The organism is Streptomyces hiroshimensis (assembly GCF_014650335.1).
Lineage (GTDB): Bacteria > Actinomycetota > Actinomycetes > Streptomycetales > Streptomycetaceae > Streptomyces > Streptomyces hiroshimensis.
Genome location: NZ_BMUT01000007.1, coordinates 21,019 through 39,843 on the forward strand (window position 1 = coordinate 21,019; position 18,825 = coordinate 39,843).

18 protein-coding genes are annotated in these 18,825 nt (G+C 72.5%); 12 read left to right on the plus strand and 6 right to left on the minus strand.

Annotated elements, in window-relative coordinates; translation table 11 throughout:
• Nucleotides 1-56: 56 nt before the first annotated feature.
• Nucleotides 57-1,118, plus strand: a complete 1,062-nt coding sequence (locus IE241_RS17095; RefSeq protein ID WP_190022627.1) for an ATP-dependent DNA ligase — start codon at nt 57-59, stop codon at nt 1,116-1,118.
• 34 nt (nt 1,119-1,152) lie between these two features.
• Here the strand turns inward: IE241_RS17095 and IE241_RS17100 are convergent, their stop codons facing one another.
• Nucleotides 1,153-2,118 carry a TIGR03557 family F420-dependent LLM class oxidoreductase gene (locus IE241_RS17100; protein WP_190022628.1) on the minus strand — a complete coding sequence of 322 codons (966 nt, stop codon included), beginning with the start codon at nt 2,116-2,118 and terminating at the stop codon, nt 1,153-1,155.
• A gap of 258 nt (nt 2,119-2,376) precedes the next feature.
• Between IE241_RS17100 and IE241_RS17105 the strand changes: the two genes are divergently transcribed.
• The 6 genes from IE241_RS17105 to IE241_RS17130 all read left to right on the plus strand — a co-directional run bounded on the left by IE241_RS17105 (nt 2,377) and on the right by IE241_RS17130 (nt 7,946).
• A complete protein-coding gene (locus IE241_RS17105; protein WP_190022629.1) occupies nt 2,377-3,828 on the plus strand; it encodes a glycoside hydrolase family 6 protein in 1,452 nt (483 codons plus the stop codon).
• Between the two features lie 42 nt (nt 3,829-3,870).
• On the plus strand, nt 3,871-4,740 hold the full coding sequence (locus tag IE241_RS17110) for a hypothetical protein (protein WP_190022630.1): 870 nt from the start codon (nt 3,871-3,873) through the stop codon (nt 4,738-4,740).
• Nucleotides 4,741-4,784: 44 nt separating this feature from the next.
• Nucleotides 4,785-5,117 carry a glyoxalase superfamily protein gene (locus IE241_RS17115; RefSeq protein ID WP_190022631.1) on the plus strand — a complete coding sequence of 111 codons (333 nt, stop codon included), beginning with the start codon at nt 4,785-4,787 and terminating at the stop codon, nt 5,115-5,117.
• A gap of 169 nt (nt 5,118-5,286) precedes the next feature.
• Nucleotides 5,287-6,870 (plus strand): AMP-binding protein, encoded by a 1,584-nt coding sequence (locus IE241_RS17120; protein WP_190022632.1) that lies wholly within the window; start codon nt 5,287-5,289, stop codon nt 6,868-6,870.
• A 135-nt stretch (nt 6,871-7,005) separates the two neighbouring features.
• On the plus strand, nt 7,006-7,509 hold the full coding sequence (locus IE241_RS17125; RefSeq protein WP_190022633.1) for a hypothetical protein: 504 nt from the start codon (nt 7,006-7,008) through the stop codon (nt 7,507-7,509).
• A complete protein-coding gene (locus IE241_RS17130) occupies nt 7,509-7,946 on the plus strand; it encodes a DUF7674 family protein (protein WP_190022634.1) in 438 nt (145 codons plus the stop codon). The genes IE241_RS17125 and IE241_RS17130 overlap by 1 nt, the downstream gene beginning before the upstream one ends.
• Before the next feature lie 34 nt (nt 7,947-7,980).
• Here the strand turns inward: IE241_RS17130 and IE241_RS17135 are convergent, their stop codons facing one another.
• Nucleotides 7,981-8,802 carry a hypothetical protein gene (locus IE241_RS17135; protein WP_190022635.1) on the minus strand — a complete coding sequence of 274 codons (822 nt, stop codon included), beginning with the start codon at nt 8,800-8,802 and terminating at the stop codon, nt 7,981-7,983.
• A gap of 200 nt (nt 8,803-9,002) precedes the next feature.
• Here IE241_RS17135 and IE241_RS17140 point away from each other — a divergent pair, with 200 nt between their 5' ends.
• Nucleotides 9,003-10,163, plus strand: coding sequence for a methyltransferase (locus tag IE241_RS17140; RefSeq protein ID WP_373300703.1), 1,161 nt, complete (start codon nt 9,003-9,005; stop codon nt 10,161-10,163).
• 209 nt (nt 10,164-10,372) lie between these two features.
• Nucleotides 10,373-11,848, plus strand: coding sequence for a hypothetical protein (locus IE241_RS17145; RefSeq protein ID WP_190022637.1), 1,476 nt, complete (start codon nt 10,373-10,375; stop codon nt 11,846-11,848).
• A gap of 79 nt (nt 11,849-11,927) precedes the next feature.
• Here IE241_RS17145 and IE241_RS17150 read toward each other — a convergent pair whose 3' ends face one another.
• Nucleotides 11,928-12,800 (minus strand): class I SAM-dependent methyltransferase, encoded by an 873-nt coding sequence (locus IE241_RS17150; protein WP_190022638.1) that lies wholly within the window; start codon nt 12,798-12,800, stop codon nt 11,928-11,930.
• 379 nt (nt 12,801-13,179) lie between these two features.
• A complete protein-coding gene (locus IE241_RS17155) occupies nt 13,180-14,736 on the minus strand; it encodes a helix-turn-helix domain-containing protein (RefSeq protein ID WP_229899396.1) in 1,557 nt (518 codons plus the stop codon).
• A 304-nt stretch (nt 14,737-15,040) separates the two neighbouring features.
• On the opposite strand from IE241_RS17155, the gene IE241_RS17160 reads away from it, so the two are divergent.
• Both IE241_RS17160 and IE241_RS17165 read left to right on the plus strand, forming a co-directional pair.
• On the plus strand, nt 15,041-15,502 hold the full coding sequence (locus IE241_RS17160; RefSeq protein ID WP_190022640.1) for a hypothetical protein: 462 nt from the start codon (nt 15,041-15,043) through the stop codon (nt 15,500-15,502).
• Between the two features lie 142 nt (nt 15,503-15,644).
• Nucleotides 15,645-16,268 carry a TetR/AcrR family transcriptional regulator gene (locus tag IE241_RS17165; RefSeq protein WP_190022641.1) on the plus strand — a complete coding sequence of 208 codons (624 nt, stop codon included), beginning with the start codon at nt 15,645-15,647 and terminating at the stop codon, nt 16,266-16,268.
• Nucleotides 16,269-16,316: 48 nt separating this feature from the next.
• Here IE241_RS17165 and IE241_RS17170 read toward each other — a convergent pair whose 3' ends face one another.
• Both IE241_RS17170 and IE241_RS17175 read right to left on the minus strand, forming a co-directional pair.
• Nucleotides 16,317-17,540: an FAD-dependent oxidoreductase gene (locus IE241_RS17170; RefSeq protein ID WP_190022642.1), complete on the minus strand. Its 1,224-nt coding sequence runs from the start codon at nt 17,538-17,540 to the stop codon at nt 16,317-16,319.
• Between the two features lie 143 nt (nt 17,541-17,683).
• On the minus strand, nt 17,684-17,962 hold the full coding sequence (locus IE241_RS17175; RefSeq protein ID WP_190022643.1) for a helix-turn-helix domain-containing protein: 279 nt from the start codon (nt 17,960-17,962) through the stop codon (nt 17,684-17,686).
• 86 nt (nt 17,963-18,048) lie between these two features.
• On the opposite strand from IE241_RS17175, the gene map reads away from it, so the two are divergent.
• Nucleotides 18,049-18,816: a type I methionyl aminopeptidase gene (gene map, locus IE241_RS17180; RefSeq protein ID WP_190022644.1), complete on the plus strand. Its 768-nt coding sequence runs from the start codon at nt 18,049-18,051 to the stop codon at nt 18,814-18,816.
• The last annotated feature ends 9 nt before the right edge of the window (nt 18,817-18,825 follow it).

An 18,825-nucleotide genomic window follows, 5' to 3' on the forward strand; every position in this document is an offset into this window, starting at 1 on the left:
AGAGCGCGAGGCACGCGAAGAGGCGGCCGGGGCCCGGGGCCCGCACAATCGCGGTCATGGATCTCCCCGTGATGCCCCCGCTGCAGCCGATGCTCGCCAAGTCCGTGGCGAAGATCCCGCCCGGCATGCTGTACGAGGCGAAGTGGGACGGCTTCCGGGCCATCGTCTTCCGCGACGGCGACGACATCGAGCTGGGCAGCCGCTCCAGCAAGCCTCTGACCCGCTACTTCCCCGAGCTCGTCGACGTCTTCCGCGAGCAGCTCCCGCCCCGCTGCGTGCTCGACGGGGAGATCGTCATCACCCGCGGCGGGCGCCTCGACTTCGACGCCCTGCTCGAACGCATCCACCCCGCCGACTCCCGCGTCCGCCATCTGGCCGAGGTCACCCCGGCGAGCTTCATCGCCTTCGACCTGCTCGCCCTCGGGGAGGAGTCCCTGCTGACGACCCCGCAGCGGGACCGGCGGGACGCGCTGACCTCGGCGCTGCAGGGCGTCCGGGCCCCGGTCCACATCGCGCCGGCCACCTACGACCTGGAAACGGCGCACGCGTGGTTCGAGCAGTTCGAGGGGGCCGGCCTCGACGGGGTCGTCGCGAAGCCGCCCGCGTCCCCGTACCGGCCCGGTGAGCGGGCCATGGCCAAGATCAAGCACGAGCGGACCGCCGACTGCGTCGTCGCCGGGCTGCGCCACCACAAGAGCGGGCCCGTCGTCGGCTCCCTGCTGCTCGGCCTCTACGACCCGGCCGGCCGGCTGCAGCACGTGGGGGTCTGCGCCTCCTTCCCCATGCGCCGCCGCCAGGAGCTGATGACCGAGCTCGACCCCTTGCGGATGCCCACGGCGGAGGGACACCCGTGGCAGGAGTGGGCCACCGAGGAGGCGCAGGCCGCGAGCCGGATGCCCGGCGGGCCCAGCCGGTGGACCGGCACCAAGGACCTGTCCTGGGTGCCGCTGCGCCCCGAGCGGGTCTGCGAGGTCGCCTACGACCACCTCCAGGGCGACCGCTTCCGTCACACCACGCAGTTCCGCCGCTGGCGCCCCGACCGCGAGCCGCACCAGTGCACGTACGCCCAGCTGGAGGAGCCGGCGGACTACAAGCTGGCCGACGTCCTGCGGCTGTGAGGGCCGCGCGGGGCGCCTCGCCGGTGTCCCCTGCTCAGAGCGTGCGCAAGGCGGGGAGCAGCTCCCTCTTGGCCCAGTCCAGGTACGGGGCCTGGTGGTCGCCGCCGATCTGGACGAGGGCGACCTCGGTGAACCCCGCCTCGGTGTAGGCCCGCACCGCCTCGACGAAGCGGTCCACGTTCGATCCGCAGGGGATCGCCTTCGCGACCTCGTCCCTGGTGACGGAGGCCGAGGCGGAGGCGAAGGCCCCGTCGTGCGGCAGCTCGGAGTTGACCGGCCAGCCGAGCCCGAACCAGCGGAACTGCTCGTGGGCCCGCTCGACCGCCGCGCCGTGGTCGGTGTCGTAGCAGACGGGCAGCTGTCCGATACGGGGCTTGCCGGCGCCCCCGTGATGGTCGAACGCCTCCAGCAACTCCCTCCGGGGCTCGGTCGCGATGACCACGTCGGCCAGATGGCCGGCCAGGCGGCAGGAGTGCTCCCCCGAGACGGCGATGCCGATGGGCGGGGCGGGCTCGGGCACGTCCCACAGCTTGGCGTGCTCGACGTCGTAGTGGGTGCCGTGGTGGGTGACGAGCTCCCCGTCCAGGAGCGCCCGGATGATGAAAACCGCCTCTTCGAGCATCTCGTGCCGGACGCTGACGCCGGGCCAGCCGCGCCCGACGACATGCTCGTTGAGGTTCTCGCCCGACCCCAGCCCGAGGCGGAACCGCCCCTGCGAGAGCAGCTGCACCGTGGCCGCCTGCTGGGCGACGACCACGGGGTGGTAGCGCGTGGTGGGACAGGTCACGAACGTCATGAGCGGAATCCGGGACGTCGCCTGCGCCGCGGCGCCCAGGACGGCCCAGGCGTTGGGTGAGTGCCCCTGGGCCGCGAGCCAGGGGAAATAGTGGTCGGAGGTGACGGAGAAATCGAATCCCGCTTCCTCCGCGCCCACCACATGCGCGACGAGCTCACGGGGGCCTGCCTGCTCGGTCATCATCGTGTATCCGATGCGCACCATTGCGCCTCTCCTCCGATTTCCCCTTTTTCAGACCCCGTTCGGCGTAATCCGACGTGTCTGACGGGTCGACACCTGTCACTCTGTCTGGAATGGACAGATCGGCCGATATGAAATATTGGGGGATCGATGTCATACACGTCCCGGCGACACACGGCCCGGCCCCGCAGGGCCCGGATGTCCATGACGGGAACGCCGAGAAATACGAGAAAGCCGAGAAGGCCAAGAAAGGGAGCATGGCGCTGCGGTGCGGTCGTCCTGGTGTGCGCAGGTGCGCTGTCGCTGGCCGGGACGGCCTGCGAGGCGCTGACGGAGGACGACGACAACCTCGATGCCACGTCCCCGTTCTGGGTCGAGCCGCGGGGGCCGGCGGCCCGTCAGGTGCGGGTCTGGCAGGAGCAGGGGCGCGAGGACGACGCCGTCGTCCTGCAGCGCATCGCGAAGGAGCCCATGGCGGTCTGGCTGACCGGTGACGACCCGAAGGCGCAGGCCGAGAGCGTCACCCGGCAGTCGGAGCGCAGCGGAGTCATTCCCGTGCTGGTCGCCTACAACATCCCGCAGCGCGACTGCGGTCAGTACTCCTCGGGCGGTGCGCCCGACGCCGCCCACTACCGCGCCTGGGCCGCGCGCGCAGCGGCCGGTATCGGGGCGCGCCGGGCCTGGATCGTCCTCGAGCCGGACGCGCTCGCCCAGTGGGCGTCGGGCTGCGTCCCCCAAGCGGCCGCCAAGCAGCGTCTGGCGCTCATCGCCCAGGCCGTGCGGATTTTCAAGTCCAAGCCCGGTGTCTCCGTCTACATCGACGCCGGCAACCCCGGCTGGATCCGGGACCACAACATGATGGTGACCGCTCTCACCGAGGCGGGGATCGCGGAGGCCGACGGGTTCGCGCTGAACGTCTCCAACTTCCACACGACGGCCGTCACCCGCGCTTACGGCGACCGTCTCTCCGCCCTTCTCGGCGGCGCCCATTACGTCATCGACACGAGCCGCAACGGCAACGGCCCGCTCCCCGTACCGCCGGAGGACGGGAAAAAGAAGAAGGACGAGCACAAGAAGGAGAAAGAAAAGGAGAAGGAGAAGGAGGACGGCAAGGAGGCCGGGAAGGAGCAGCAGCCCGTGCCGCAGGCCGCCGGGGCCAGGAGGGCCGTGGGCACACGGGAACCCGAGGACGTGGAAGAGGCGGAACCGGAGGAGGGAGAGGAGGAACACGAGCCCGAGTCCTGGTGCAACCCGCCCGGGCGGGCCCTCGGCACACCGCCCACCACCGCCACGGGAAACCCGCGCATCGACGCCTTCCTGTGGATCAAACGGCCCGGGGAGTCCGACGGCGCCTGCCGCGGCGCCCCGCCCGCGGGCCGCTGGTGGGCCGAGTACGCGCTCGAACTCGCCCGCGCCACGCCCTCGCACCTGGCGCCGCCGTCCCTGGAGCCCGGGCAGCCGGAAGTCCCCCTCCTGCCGTCCGTGCTCCCCGCCGACCCGCCGAGCGCTGCGCCGGGCGGCGGCGCGGAGTCCCCCGCCGCCCCTGCCCCCGCGCCCGTGCCCGCTCCGGTCCCCGCACCCGCCACGGCGCCGACGGCCGGAACGGCCCAAGGATCCGCTCCCGCCGCGCCGCCGGCGGCCCCGCCGGCCGGGCCGCCCACGGACCCGCCCGCCGAAAAGCCGGTTCCGCCGGTTCCCGGCACGGGCCCGGCAGGGCCGGGGCATCATGGGTGAGTGACTGGCCGGGCTGGTCCGGGGCCGACGCGGAGGGCTGCGATGAACCCTGACGGACGGAGCAACCAAGCGGTGGTGTTCATCGCCGGCGCAGGGCACTCCGGCACGACGCTCCTCGGACTGCTGCTCGGCACGCACCCATCGGTCTTCTACGCGGGAGAAGCCTGGAACAGCACGCGTCTGGGCGCCGTGAAGGACGACGGGCAGAGGGTCCAGTGCACCTATTGCGGCGCCGGCTGCTCCGTGTGGGCCGGCCTGCGCCCGGGCAGTGACGGCCTGGGGCTGCCGGGTTCACCGGACCTCTACGAAACCCTGTCCGTGCGCTCCGGTCGCCCTGTCGTCGTCGACTCGGCCAAGGCGGTCGCCTGGATCGAGATGCAGGCGGCCGCGGTGCGGGATGTCGTCCCGGCCCATCTGTTCCTCCTGGGCCGGGACGGACGGGCTGTCGTGAATGCGCAGCTGCGCAAGTACCCCCACATCCCGGCGCGCGAGCACGCCGGGATGTGGGCGGAACAGATCCGCGCCTCGGAACGGCTCGCCGCCCGCTGGCCGGGCCCCGTGTCCCGCCTCCATTACGAGGACCTGGCCACGAGGACCGAAAGCACGCTGCAGCGGCTGACCGCCTCGCTCGGTCTCGCCTTCGAGCCCGCGATGCTGGATCCGTGGAACAGCGAGCAGCACCCGCTCGGCGGCAACCGCGGCACCCATTCCCTCCTCGCCCGTTCACGCGGCTCCCGCGCGAACGGCGCGGCGCCGGCGGACTTTCCTCTCGACGCGAGCAAGCGCGAGCACTATTCCCGGCATCCGCCCGCCGTGGTGCTCGATCTGCGGTGGCATCAGGAAATGCCGGCGGACGCCTTGGCGGCCTTCGACGAGGTGGCCGGCGAGGCCAACGTCCCCTACGCGAGGTAGTCCGGCGCATTCGGCGATCCGCACCGGTCTGGAATGATGGAGCCGTGGACGAAGAGGTCATCCCGGTGCTTTATGTCGAAGACGCGAGCGCAGCGGTCGCGTGGTACACCCGGCTCGGTTTCACCGAGCAGTGGGAACACCGCTTCGAGCCGGGTCTCCCGGCATTCGTCGAGGTGGCGCGCGGGCCGGTGCGGCTGTTCCTGTCCGAGCACCAAGGGGACGCCCGGCCCGGCACACTGATTTATCTGCGGGTCCGCGATATCGACGCCGTCGCCGCCGAGTTCGGCGTCCCTCCCGTTTCCGCCCCTTGGGCGCGCGAGATCGAGTTGCAGGACCCCGACGGAAACCGGCTGCGCGTGGGCACTCCGGCCCATTGACGGCCGGCGGCCCTCCTCCGTCCAGTTGACCGAATATCGACGTTTCGGTCCGGTGAACCGCGGCTACGCCGCTTCCCGACTTGGAGCTGTTGATCGCTGGCACTACCATCCAAGTGGTTGCCTAAGTCAACTGCTGGCAATCGCATTGCCGCATCAGGAGGAATCACCCATGACCGCCACGGCGCAGCAGTTCCGCACATATGTGGAGCGGAACCTCGACATCCTGGGAGCCGAACCCACCAGGACGGCCGTCGTTCACCACGACCGCCGCGTCACCGCCGGCGAACTCCGCGACCTCGTCCACCGGATGGCACGCGCGCTGCTCGCCCAGGGCGTCGAGCGCGGGGACACCGTCACGCTGCTCAGCGGAAACCTGCCCGAGACGATCGCCGCCCGCTACGCCGCCAACCTGATCGGCTGCTCGGTCAACCACCTCTACAACAAGCTGGCGGCCGACGTTCAGGCCAACATCATGCGCGACGTCGAGACGCGCGCGCTGATAGCCGACCCCGCCTACGCGTCACGCGCCGCCGAACTGGCCGGCCTGACGGAGGTGCGGACCGTCCTCGCGCTGGGCCCGGCCGAGGTGGGCACGGACCTGCTGGAGCTGGCGGCCGGCCAGTCCGCCGAGCCTCTCGGCGGTCTCGCCCGCCCCGGGGACATCTGCATGATCCGCCACACCGGCGGCACCACGGGCCACCCCAAGGCCATCTGCACCGCCTTCGAGAAGCTCACGGGCTTCCAGGACGACGTCGACGAGATCCTGGAGCCGGAGGGCAAGGACGAGGACGAGGACGGGATGCGGCAGCTGGTCTGCACGACGCTCGCCCACGCCGCCGGCCTGCTGGCCGACGTCACCCTGCGCACCAGCGGCGGCACGGTCGTCCTGCTCGACGACTTCGACCCCGCGGAGGTCCTGGCGGCGATCGAGCGCGAGCGCATCACCCACATGTTCCTGCTGCCGCCCCTGCTGTACCAGCTCATGGACCAGCCGGAGGTGGTGCACACCGACACCTCCAGCCTCCGCAACATCACCTACGGCGGCTGCCAGTCCTCCCCCGCCCGGCTCGCCTCCGCCGTCCGGCGCTTCGGCTCCGTACTGACGCAGTTCTACGGGCAGAACGAGGCGGGCGGCATCAGCGTCCTCGGCCCCGAGGACCACGACCCGGAGAACCCGGAGCGGCTGCGGACCGCGGGCAAGGCCATGAAGGGCGTCGAGATAGCGATACGCGACGAGTCCGGCCGCGACCTTCCGGCCGGTGAGCACGGCGAGGTCTGCGTGCGCTCGGAGCACATCATGCAGGGGTACTGGAAGCAGCCCGAGCTGACCGCCGAGGTCCTGCGCGACGGCTGGCTGCACACCGGCGACATCGGATTCCTGGACGACGAGGGCTACCTGACGATCGTCGACCGGCTGAAGGACATGATCGTGGTGGTCGGCGGCCACGTCTACACCACCGAGCTGGAGGACCTGCTCAACACCCACCCGCAGGTCCTGCAGAGCGCCGTCTTCGGCGTCCCGGACGCCAACCGCATGGAGCAGGTGTACGCGGCGGTGGTGGCCGCCCCCGGCAGCGAGCTCGACGAGAAGGAGCTGCGCGAGATGGTGTACCGCGAGCGCGGCGCCATGTACGAGCCGGCTCACATCTCCTTCATCGACGCCCTGCCGCTGACGGACGCGGGCAAGCCGGACAAGAAGCTGCTCCGGCGCGAGGCGGAGACGGAGGCGGCGGAGGCCACGGCCGCCCTCTGACCCGGCGGGCCGGCCGCCGGGCAGCGGTCGGCCTCTTCGGCGAAAACAATTCGGCCGTCACACGCTTCGTGAGCAACAATCACCACGACAACGGAGCACATCCGGCCATCACCCTGAAAGCCACAGATCGCACCCATGCAGTTCCAGCCAGCCGATGTCGTCGCCCGCGCATCGTTCCGCCTTCCGGCAGCGGACTCCGCGGAGGCGGCCGTACGGACGTGCCGCCCCCTGCAGGACGAGCTCCGGCCCCTGGCCGTGGAGGCCCGGGCCGCCGGCCCGGACGAGCCCGGCGAGGGCTTCACCGTCGAATTCCTCCTGAAGCTCCCCGCACCGCAGAGCGACGACGTCGAGGGGGTGCTGCGCACGGCCGCCGCGCCGCTGCTCGCCCGCCTGGGCCTGGACGCCGGAAAGCTCGACGTCGACGTCGAGGACCGGGACGCCATCGTGTGGGCCGGCGACGAAGCCCTGTCCAAGGGCGGGACGGCCTGCGGTGCGTACGTGGTGCATCTCCGCATCGGCCGCGACCCCGACGAGCCCCACGAGCTGCTCCCCGAGGGGTCGCTTACCGACGAGGAAGCCAGGGCGTTGACCGAGACGCTGAATTCCCTCTTCGAGCAGCGACCGGTGGAGGAGCATTGATGTCCACTCCCGCATGGTGGGACGAGCTCATGAGCGTCAGCGACGCCCTGGCCGCGGCCGACCGCGCCGAGGTCGCGTACTGGCGCGGCGGCGCCGAAGACGGTCGCGAGGACAGTCACGAGGACGACGTCCCGCCGGTGACTCTCCGGCTGGCCGCCCTCGGCCGGGAGTTCGCCTCGCATGCCCATGAGCTGACAGCAGAACAGCAGCACCGGTTCCTGGGCGTTCTCGAAGACGTCCTGCGGACCGGGAGCGAGGCGGACGGCACCGCCGTGGCCACGGGGTTCTTCGAGTCGCTGCTCAACGCATGGAACGGCGGCTTCGACCTGCAGGCGGCCTGGGCCGGCGTCGGGGCCGAGTCACAGGCCTGCTGCCTGGACTTGAACCAGTTCTGGGGGATCGAGTCACCCGAGTGGATGCTGCCCCGGGTGGCCTGACGGCCACCCGGATCGCCGGCCTGACCGCTGCGCGTCAGGGTGCGGGGTCGAGGGCCGCCCGCTCCGCCGCCTGCTCGGCGCGCAGCTGGGCGGCCACCGCGTCCGTCCGGGCCCGCAGCGCGAGGACGCGCTCGCCGGTCTTGGTGCCGTGCAGCGGGGGCTCCGCGGGGAGCACGGGGACGCCCTTGGCCTGAGCCGTGACCACCAGGCTGTGCATGACCTCGGGCTGCTGGGCCAGCAGGGCCGTGCTGAACATGTTGGCCCGCAGGGTCTTCTTCATTCCCAGCGCGCCGCGGTAGGTGATCTCACAGGCGACGTTCACGGTCTCCAGCCGCTGCTCGCCCGCCTGCTCCAGCGCGGCGAGCATGACGGACGCGAGCCCCTCGACCACCTTGGTGACGACCCACTTCCGCCCGGGGAGCATCGGCAGGAGGTCCCGGATCCGGTCGATCTCGGCGTCGAGCGCCTCCGTCGTCATGGCGCTGAAGGCGTCGTGCAGCTGGAGGCCGACGACCTTGCCCCACGGGATGTCCTCGCCGTCGAAGCCGACCGACTCGGGCCCGAAGCGCAGCGCGCCGATGCCGTCCAGCGAGCGCAGCGCCTTGGCGGTGACGGCGGGGACCTTGGGGTGGCGGCAGATCAGGGCGCCGAGGGAGAACTCCCACTCCTCGGGGGCGGGAGCGGCGGGGGCGGGCAGTGAGCGCAGGACGGAGAGGACCCAGTCGCCGGAGGCGTTCGTCCCGGCGCGGCCGGCGTCGACGCCGCGCTGCACGGCGTGGGCGACGTCCTTGCCGAAGGAGGTGGCCGCTGTCCCCACCTGGTCGCCCAGGCTCTTCACCCGGTTGAGTATGCCCATGCCCTGACCCCGTTTCACCTGCGATGTTCGTGTGGCGGCGACACTTTACCCAGAGATCGCGACAGGCCGCGTTCACTGCCCCGCGGGGGGCGGGAGGGTCCGGCCGGCCGGGTCGGCGATCAGGTCGTACGTTCACCTGCGGAGCGGCCGTGCTCACCTGCACCAGGGGTCTCGACTAGCCTGAAGGCACAATGAACCGTTTGATGACGCCATGGGGCGAGCTGGGCCTGACGCGTTTCCCCGAGGACCCCCGCGACCAGCTCCGCGCCTGGGACGCCGCCGATGAATATCTCCTCAGCCACCTGGCGGGGAGCGCGGAGACCGCCGACGGCCCCACGGACCTGTCCGGCACGGTGGTCGTGCTGGGCGACCGGTGGGGCGCGCTGACCACCGCCCTCGCCGGGCACGGCCACGGCCCCGTGCAGATCACCGACTCGTTCCTCGCCCAGCAGGCCACCCGCCGCAACCTCGAGCGCAACGGCGTCGCGCCCGGCGCCGTCACCCTCCTGTCGACGCAGGACGCCCCGCCGGAGCGCATCGACGTCCTGCTGGTCCACGTGCCCAAGAGCCTGGCGCTCCTGGAGGACCAGCTGCACCGGCTCGCCCCCCGGCTGCACGCCGGGACCGTCGTCGTCGGCACGGGCAAGGTGACCGAGATCCACACCTCGACGCTGAAGCTGTTCGAGCGGATCGTCGGCCCCACCCGCACCTCGCTGGCCGTGAAGAAGGCCCGGCTCATCTTCTGCTCGCCGGATGAGGCCCTCCCCCGGGCCGCGAGTCCCTGGCCGTACCGCTACTCGCTGCCGCTGGGCATCGGCCCGGCCTCCGGGCTGACGGTCACCAACCACGCCGGCATCTTCTGCGCCGAGCGCCTCGACATCGGCACCCGCTTCTTCCTGCGCAACCTGCCGCAGCGGCACGGCGCCGAGCGCATCGTGGACCTCGGCTGCGGCAACGGCATCGTCGGAACGGCGGCGGCGCTGGCCAATCCCCGGTCCGAGGTGGTCTTCGTCGACGAGTCGTACCAGGCGGTGGCGTCCGCGGAGGCCACCTTCCGGGAGAACGCGGGCGCCCGGGCGGCGGCCGAGTTCCGGGTGGGCGACGGCCTGTCGGGGATGCCCGCCGAGTCCGTGGACCTGGTGCTCAACAACCCGCCCTTCCACTCCCACCAGTCGACCACCGACGCGACGGCCTGGCGCATGTTCACCGGGTCGCGTGCCGCGCTGCGCCCCGGCGGGGAACTGTGGGTCATCGGCAACCGCCACCTCGGGTACCACGTGAAGCTGCGCCGCCTCTTCGGCAACTGCGAGATCGTGGCGAGCGACCCGAAGTTCGTCGTCCTGCGGTCCGTCAAAAACTGAACTTTCCACGCCGGGCGACCCCACTGGCGGGCAGTGATCCAGATCACTGCCCGCCAGTGGTTTAAGACTTCTGGGGGCCCCTGCACCCATGGCATGATCATGCCGTTACCGGCGGGTAGCCGTCCGGTTCACCCGTCCATGCCGTGTGATGCGGGCCGGAGTGCGTACCCCTCCGGTCTGCCCCCACCTCACGCTCCCGAGGATCGAATTTGCGCAAGCCCGCACGATTCATAGCTTTACCCGCCATCACTGCTGCCTCCCTGCTCGCCACCGGGTGCTCCGCGGCCTCCGGGCCGTCCGGCACTGACACCGGCGCCGGCACCGAGCAGGCTGCAGCGGCCCGCCCGCCTGCCGCGGAACCCCAGCTCGCCGTCCGGGCCGCGCCCGAGGGCGCGGGCGCCCCGACCGCCGTGGCCCGCCCGTCCGGCTCCGGCAAGACGGCGCAGAAGTCCTCGCTGAAGGTCGCCTCGTTCGACCGCAGCAGCGGACGCGCCGTCATCTCGAGCGCGGCCAAGCCCCCCAAGGGCCTGGCCCCCGGCCGCACCCCCACGCCCTCCGGCTCGGCAGGGGCCGGGAGCAGCGCCGCTCCCGAGAAGAACAATCAGGTGGCCGTCGGCGACATCATCGCCAGCGCCCCCGCCCCCGGTGCCCCCGAAGGTGTCCTCGCCAAGGTCACCAAGGTGCTCGGCAAGACCGAGAAGGGCACCGAGGTCAACACCACGCCGGCGACGATGGGCGCCCTGCTGGGTGACGCCAAGGCCGGCGGATCGGTGCCCGTGGACCCGTCCACGGTCGGCGTCGAGCCGCTCGTCAAGGGCGTCAAGGTCTCGTGGGCGAAGACCGGGAACGTGCACTTCGGGCCCAAGGGCGCGAAGCTGCCGCTGGGCAACCTGCGGATCGACCTCGGTACGTCCATCGCCACCGCCAAGGACGCTCCCGCGTCCGCCTCCGCGTCGGCCTCGGGCTACGTCCAGCTGGCTCCGGAGGTGAACTTCGCCTACGACGGCGGCGGTTCCGGCTTCGGCGGCGCGCCCGCCAGCGCCGCGGTCTCCCTGTCGGGCGACTGGTCCTCCCAGTGGGAGCTCAAGGGCCAGGCCGCCGCCTCGACGGAGGGCAAGCCGCTGCGGCTGCCGTTCGCCAAGCTCAGCGCCTCGCCGGTCATCCAGGTCGGCGCGGTGCCGGTCGTGGTCAACCTCGGCCTCACCTGCTACCTGCAGGTGGACGCCGACGGCCACGTCAACGTCGACGTCAAGGAGGACCTCAAGGGAGGCTTCCGCGTCGGTGGCGAGTACACCAAGGGCAAGGGCTGGTCTCCGGTCAACACCTCCGACATCACGGCCACTTCGCCGCAGGCGTCGGTGGAAGCGGCCGGCAAGGTGAAGGCCACGCTCGGCGCCGAGGCGTCCGTCGGCCTCTACGGAGCGGTCGGCGTCACGGCCGACGTCGCCCCGTACCTGCGGGCCGAGGTGGACGGGCGGGCGACCGCAGCCGCCAACGGCTCGGCTTCGGCCACCGGCAAGTGGGCCGCGTACGGCGGGCTGGACCTGGCCGGAGTCCTCCAGCTCCAGCTGAAGATCTTCGGCACGCCGATCTTCCAGAAGCCCATTCCGCTGGGCTCGCTCCACAAGGAGTGGAAGCTGGCGGGCGGCGAGGGAACCGTCTCGACGGCGGGCCGCCGCAAGTAGGTCCCGCACAGGCGGCAAGAAGCACCGGTACACGCTCCTGCAGCGCGTACCGGTGCTCTTGTCTTCCTCTCCTGTGCTCCTACTCCTTGGACGCGCGCAGCGAGTAGACCATCGGGACGCGCGGGCGGCCCTCCGGGAGGCGGTAGACCGTGCTCGCACCTCCCCGGCTGCCGCTGGTGTCCTGCGCACGGACCATGTCGTCGAGGAACTCGAACAGCGTGAAGTCGTGCTCGTGCAGGAACTCCAGCCGCAGCCCCGCGGCGCTGACCGCGCTGACCACGTCGCCCATCGTGTGCAGCCACTCCACCGAGCGGTTGTGCCGCGTCGGAGCGCTCATGTCGGCGTACGAGCCCGGCTCGTCGTAGGTGAGCGGTCCGCGGGTGAAGTAGTCCTCGGCGAAGGCCCTGCCGTCCTCGCCCAGGCACATGGCCACGGGGTGGAACTCCGCCAGGTACAGGAAGCCGCCCGGCGCGACGAGTGCGGCGGCCGTACGGGCCCAGCGCGCCAGGTCGGGCAGCCAGCACAGGGCCCCGAAGCCCGTGTAGACGATGTCGAAGGTCTCGCCGTGCAGCGCATCCGGTGCGTCGTACACGTCCGCCTCGACGAACCGGGCCCGCTCCTGGCCCACTTCCGTCGCCAGCTTGCGCGCCGCCTCCACCGCCGGGCCGGAGAAGTCCAGACCGGTCACGTCCGCGCCCGCGCGCGCCCAGGACAGGGTGTCGGTGCCGATGTGGCACTGCAGGTGCAGCAGGCGCTTGCCGGTGACGTCCCCGACCTCGTCCGGCTCGAAGCCGCGCAGGTCGCTGCGGCCCGCCTTGAACCCCGCCAGGTCGTAGAAGGCGCTGTCCGTGTGAAGAGGCACCCGTTCGTCCCACAGCGCGCGGTTGGTCTCGCGCCAGTCCTCCGCGCGGGCCGTCCGCCCGCTCTCCGTCTGTCCGCTGGTCGTCGTCACCGGCGTGACGCTAGCGGGGCCGCTCGCGGGCACGCCAACGGTTTTCCCGGACGGGCCGCCGGCCCCGGGCGCGGGCGCACCCCCCAGTGCGTGCGCCCGGAGGCCGTGCGGTGGCACGGCCCGGGCCCGGCCCCCGTGTCCACGCCCGCGTGCGGATCAGGCGGGCGTGGACAGGCTCGCCGGGCCGTCGGGCCGGCGGCACCGTTCCCCCGTGAACCGGCGCGGTGCAGCGCCGGTCAGAACACGTTATGTCCCGGCGGGCGGGCGCGGACACGTCATGGATGCACGGTTGTGCGCCGCTTTCTGTCACGGGTGCACGGTTTCCGTCACGGGTACACGGCTACACAGCGCGGAGCTTCACCTCTCCCGGCTTGCCGCCTCACGCGGCGCACAGAACGCAGCCGGGCCGTGAGCCGAGGTCCACTTCCGCCAAGGCGGCGCACGCGAGGACCACTTCGTAGAGGTCCCCGCCGCCCGGGACGAGCCGGCGGCCCAGCAGCTCCTCGGCGCCGCGCAGGTGGTCACGCACGGTGCGCGGGTGGACGCCCAGACGGGCCGCAGCCCCCTCGACCGCCGTGTTCTCGGCGATCCACGCGCGCAAGGTCCGGCGCAGGTCGCGGTCGGCGGCCGCGAGGCGCCCGAGGAGCTCCTGCGCCCAGTCGCGCACGGCACCGGTCGCCAGCAGGCGTTCCAGGCCGGCCGGCGGCACGCCGTCCTGCACCACCGCGCCCGGGGCGGGGAGCGGCATCTGCAGCGCCAGGTGGAGTGCGGCACGGGCGCGTACGTCCGCGAGGTCGGCGCCGAGCAGGGCGGCCGTCCTGTCCATCCGGGCACGGACGGTGTTGCGGCTGATGCCGAGGATCCCGGCCGCGTTGACCGCCGTGAACTCCAGCCCCAGGCCGACCGTGGCGAGCAGCGGGCCGCGCCCGTGGTGCGGCAGCGAGTCCAGCGGCTGCAGGACGCGGGCCGCCCAGGCGCCCGCCGCGGCCGGGTCGAGGAGGGCGGTCAGCCGGGTCTGGGGCAGGTGTTCGGCCACCCGGCCGGGCCGGAAGCGGGCCACGGCCAGGGCGCGCGCGGCTTCGCCGTAGGCGTCGGCAAGCTGTGCGAGGGGGTGGAGGTCACTGGCGCCGAGGAAGACGCCGGGCCGGGCTTCGACGATGCGGTGCAGCGCAGCCGCGACGCCGCGCTGGCCCGTGTCCTGGGCACCGTCGTCATGCGTCGTGGGGGCGACGACGATGAGCTGGCTGTCGTACGCGGCGCAGCGCACGGCCAGGACGCGTCCTCCGGTGGCCTCCTCGCACTCGCGGAGCAGGAGGTCGCGCCGGTGCCCGGGAAGTTCGAGGACGAAGACGCGGGCCGTCTCGGCGTCGAGCAGGCCGGGACCGAGGCCTGCGGCGGTGCGCTGGGCGAGGGCGACGTCACCGCCCATGAGGAGCTGGAATACGGCGAGCCGCAGGCACGCCATGGCGTGCTCGGCGCTGCGGCGGTGGTCGTCGGCCTCGTGGGCGCGGAGCAGCAGGGCGAGGACTCCGGCGGCCTGGGCGAGGAGGGAGGCGGCCTGTTCGTCGAACGGCCGGGGCAGGGCGGCGGCGAGGACGGGGTGAGGAGCGTGGCGCCCGAGGGCGACGAGCCGCAGGTGTCCGTGGCGGTCGTCCACGGCTGCCGCATGGAGCCGGCCGCCGGCCACCTGGCCGAGCAGTTCGCCGGCGCGCTCCTCGACGGCTGTACGGGCGTCGGTGCCGGCGAGGGGTTCGCCGTTCCGGCCGGTCAGGGTGACGGGTCCGCCGAGGCCGTCGGCGAGCCAGGCGACGAGGCGCCGCACGGCCGTCTCGTCGTCGCTCTCGCCCGCCCGGGCGAAGTCCAGCAGCCGGGTCAGCCGCGCCGTGTGTTCCCGTGCCTGCCGCAGCCGTTCGCCGCTGCCGTCGTCCGTGGCCACCGCGCCCACCTCTTTTCCAGCTTTTTCTCCCTTTTCCGCAAGGCTACTTGAGGGGGCGCGAGGGGCTCGCGCCGCTGCAGGGAAGTGCGTTGGCCGCGTGCGCGCCGGGGGGTGCGTGCCGTGGCGCGGCCGCCCGCGCGCACTGCGGGAGAGGCGTACGGAGCGGCGGTTCGCGCGTTGTGCTGGGTAGGCAGGAGCAGGACGTCACGGATGACACGGACGTGACTGCCGGTGAGCTCCGTATCCATATCTGACGGCGGTCCGGCTCCGGACCGCCGGGCTCCGGCAGGGGAAGGAAGACACGTTGATCCGTCTGGCGCGGGGGGCTACGGGATTCCGGGCGCCGCACGAGGCCCCACTGCCGCGGACCGAGGCGGCGCTGTTCCGGGCCGCCTGTTTCACCGCGGCCATGGAGGCCCGGGGGCGGGCCGGCGAGATGATCCCCAGTGAGATGCAGACCTTCCGCCACGCGACCCTCACCGACGGGTACGGCCGTGCGTTCACCGCCCTGGGCCACGCCCATCTGCCCGTGGTCGCCTTCACCACCGACGCGGTCAGCGAGGGCAAGCCGGTGCCCGGCTTCGCGGACCCGCCGCTGTGGGCGCAGGCCTTCGAGACGGCGGGACTGCGGGTGATGGGCGTCAAGGAGCTGATGACGCCCTTGGAGGAGGTCGACGTCACGGACCTGTCGCCGGCCGAGCTGACCGAGATCCGCTACTGGAAGCCCTCGTGCCTGGGAGATGTCCTGTTCAACTGGTGGGACTGACCGGTCGGGCCGGCTCGGCCGACCGGCCGCCGGGGCCCGGTCCCCGCTCGTCCCGGCGCGGGGACCGCGGTGTACGGTCTGGTGTCCGTCGGCCGGAGGACGGTGAAGGCCGCAGAACCAGAAAGGCGGAGGTGGCGTCGCGATGACCCCTCGCCGCAGTGCCGGTCCCGGCGCGCCGACCTTCACGGAGCAGGCGCGCCGGCAGCAGATCATCGAGAGCACCATCGACCTGATCTCCACCCGGGGCTACCCGGCGACGTCGCTGTCGGCGATCGCCGAGCGGGCCGGGATCTCCAAGGCCGCGGTCCTCTACCACTTCTCCTCCAAGGACAACCTCACGCGCGCGACGCTCGCGCAGGTGCTGGAGCACTTCACGGCGTACGTCGCCGAGCGCGTGGAGCGGGAGGCGGATCCGCTGGACGCGCTCGTCGCCTACGTCCGGGCGATGGTCGGCTACCAGCAGGCCAACCGGCGCCATGTGCGGGTCATCACCGAGATGCTCCTCGACGACGAGGGCGGCACGCAGCTGAAGACGCCGGGCCGGCACGACACCGGCGGCCGCTGGCAGGCCCTGGCGGAGCTGCTGGCGGCCGGGCAGGCGACGGGCCGGCTGCGGGCTTTCGACACGCAGGCGGTGGCGCTCGCGATCGGCGGGGCGATCGACGGGGTGGTCTCGCACTGGCTCGCCCACCCGGACGTCGACCTCGGCGCGGCGGCCGAGGAGCTGGTGACGTTCACGCTCCACGCGGTCCGGGCCCCGGAGTAGGCCGGGCGCCCGCCGCGCGTGTGCCTCCGCCCCGGGGAAGGTGTGCGCCTACGCCCTGGCGAAGTCCGGCGCGCGCTCGGGCCGTATCCCCACGCCGCCCAGGTAGGCGGTGACCGTGCGCAAGGGTGCCGCCCGGCGCAGGAGGCGCATCGGCAGGGGCAGGGTGGCGGCGTTCAGGGTGCCGTCGAGGGCGCTGCGGATCAGCTGGTGCTCGCCCAGCTGTGACTGCTGCACCACGGCCGTCGGCAGCCTTCGCCGCTTCTGCACCCGTGCCAGGTCGTGGAGGCGGACCGAGCCCTCACGCAGCGGGCGGGCGAGGATGCGGGCGGCCGCCACGGCGTCCTGGACCGCGAGGTTGACGCCGACTCCGCCGACGGGCGACATGGTGTGGGCCGCGTCGCCGATGCAGAGCAGGCCGCCCGCGTACCAGCGCGGCAGGCGTCCCATGCTCACGTCGAGCAGCTTGACGTCGTCCCAGGAGCGGATCGCGCCGGTCACGCCGGCGTCCCAGCCGAAGAGGCCGCCGAGCCGGTCGCGGAACCACTGGATGTCGTGGGTGCTGCGCAGGTGCGCGTCGCGGCCCTTGGCGATGAGGTAGGAGGTCTGGAAGTAGGCGCCCCGGTCCATGGTGACCGCGGCCTGCCCGCCGCCGAAGCGGGCGAAGACGCGGCCGTCCTTGATGCCGCCGCGGGGTGCGTCCACGCGGACCTGCCAGACGTCCATGGGGACGTCGAACTCGTCCTGGACGAGGCCGGCCTCCCTGCGGACGACGGAGCGGCGGCCGTCGCAGCCGACGGTCAGGGCGGCCGCGATCTCGCCGGGCGTGCCGTCCTCGGCCGTGTAGTGCACGCCGGTGACGCGGCCTCCTTCCTTGCGCAGGCCCGTGACCTCGGCGCACATGCGCAGGGTGAAGGAGGGCTCGGCGGCGGCCGCGCTCGCCAGCAGGTCGAGGAAGTCCCACTGCGGGACCATGGCGATGTACTTGTGGCGGCCGGGGATGCGGCGGAAGTCGGCTGCAACGACGGTGGTGCCGGCGATCTCCATCCGCATCTCCTCCAGCTTGGGGAAGGGCAGCTCCGCGAACCGCTCCCCGAGGCCGAGCTCGTCGAGCAGCCGCAGGGTGGAGGGGTGGACGGTGTCGCCGCGGAAGTCGCGCAGGAAGTCGCGGTGCTTCTCCAGGACGGTCACCCGGACCCCGGCCCGGGCCAGCAGCAGCCCCAGCATCATGCCTGCAGGTCCGCCGCCCACCACGCAGCACGTCGTGCTTTCCATGCTTCCCGCCTCTCGTCGCGCATGACTCTGCGCGTCACTCCGCGCATGACTCTGACCGATCGGTCAGCAATCTAACCGATCGGTCAGTCGATGCCTCCGGGAGGGTCCGAGAAGCCGTCAGAAACGCGGTCCGGCCGCCGCCTTCACGCCGTCAGCGCCTCGCCCTCCGCCGCGTCGGCGCGCGCCGCGGCCGCGGCCGCCAGCTGCTCCATGGACAGGTTCAGTACGGAGGCCAGCGCCACGATCGTGAAGAAGGCGGGCGTCGGCGCGCGACCGGTCTCGATCTTGCGGAGCGTCTCCGCGGACAGCCCCGAGGCAGCGGCGATCTCCACCATGCTGCGCTCGCCGCGCGCTTCGCGGAGCAGGGCGCCGAGCATCTCGCCGCGCTGCCGCTCCCAGGGGGTCAAAGGGGTCCTCACCATGAACCCGATACTAGACCGTGATACTAATACCGGTATAAGAATTGCCGGTATGGGAACCGGCAGTACGCCGAGGGGGTTCGGAAACCATGGTGGAGATCAAGACCGACGGTGAGCTGGAGGCCATGCGCGCGGCGGGCCGGGTCGTCGCCCATGCGCTGGCCGCGGCCCGTGACGCCGCGAAGGCGGGCGTACGGCTGCGGGAGCTGGACGAGGCGGCGCGGGCCGTGCTGAGCGAGGCCGGGGCGAGCTCCCCCTTCCTGGGCTACCGGCCCTCCTTCGCCCCCACCCCCTTCCCCGCGGTGATCTGCGCCTCGGTCAACGACGCCGTCGTGCACGGCATCCCGGACGACTACGCGCTGCGCGACGGCGACCTGGTCAGCATCGACTGCGGCGCCCGGCTCGACGGGTGGACGGGCGACTCCGCGGTGAGCTTCATCGTCGGCACGCCCCGGCCCGCCGACACCGCCCTCGTCGACGCCACTCAGCGGGCCCTGGACGCCGCCATCGCCGCGGCGGTCGTCGGCAACCGCATCGGGGACATCTCCCACGCCGTCTCCGCCGTCGCCCGCGCCGGGCGCTACGGCATGCCCGAGGATTTCGGCGGCCACGGCATCGGCCGGCAGATGCACGAGGACCCGCACGTCCCCAACTGGGGCCGCCCCCGCAGGGGTCTGCCGCTGCGGCACGGCCTGGTCCTCGCGATAGAGCCGATGCTCATGGCGGGCGGGCGCAACGACTACCGCGCGGACCCCGACGGGTGGACGCTGCGCACCACCGACGGCAGCCGCGCCGCGCACATCGAGCACACCGTCGCCATCACGGAGGACGGCCCGCGGGTGCTCACGCTGCCGTGAGGCTGCCGT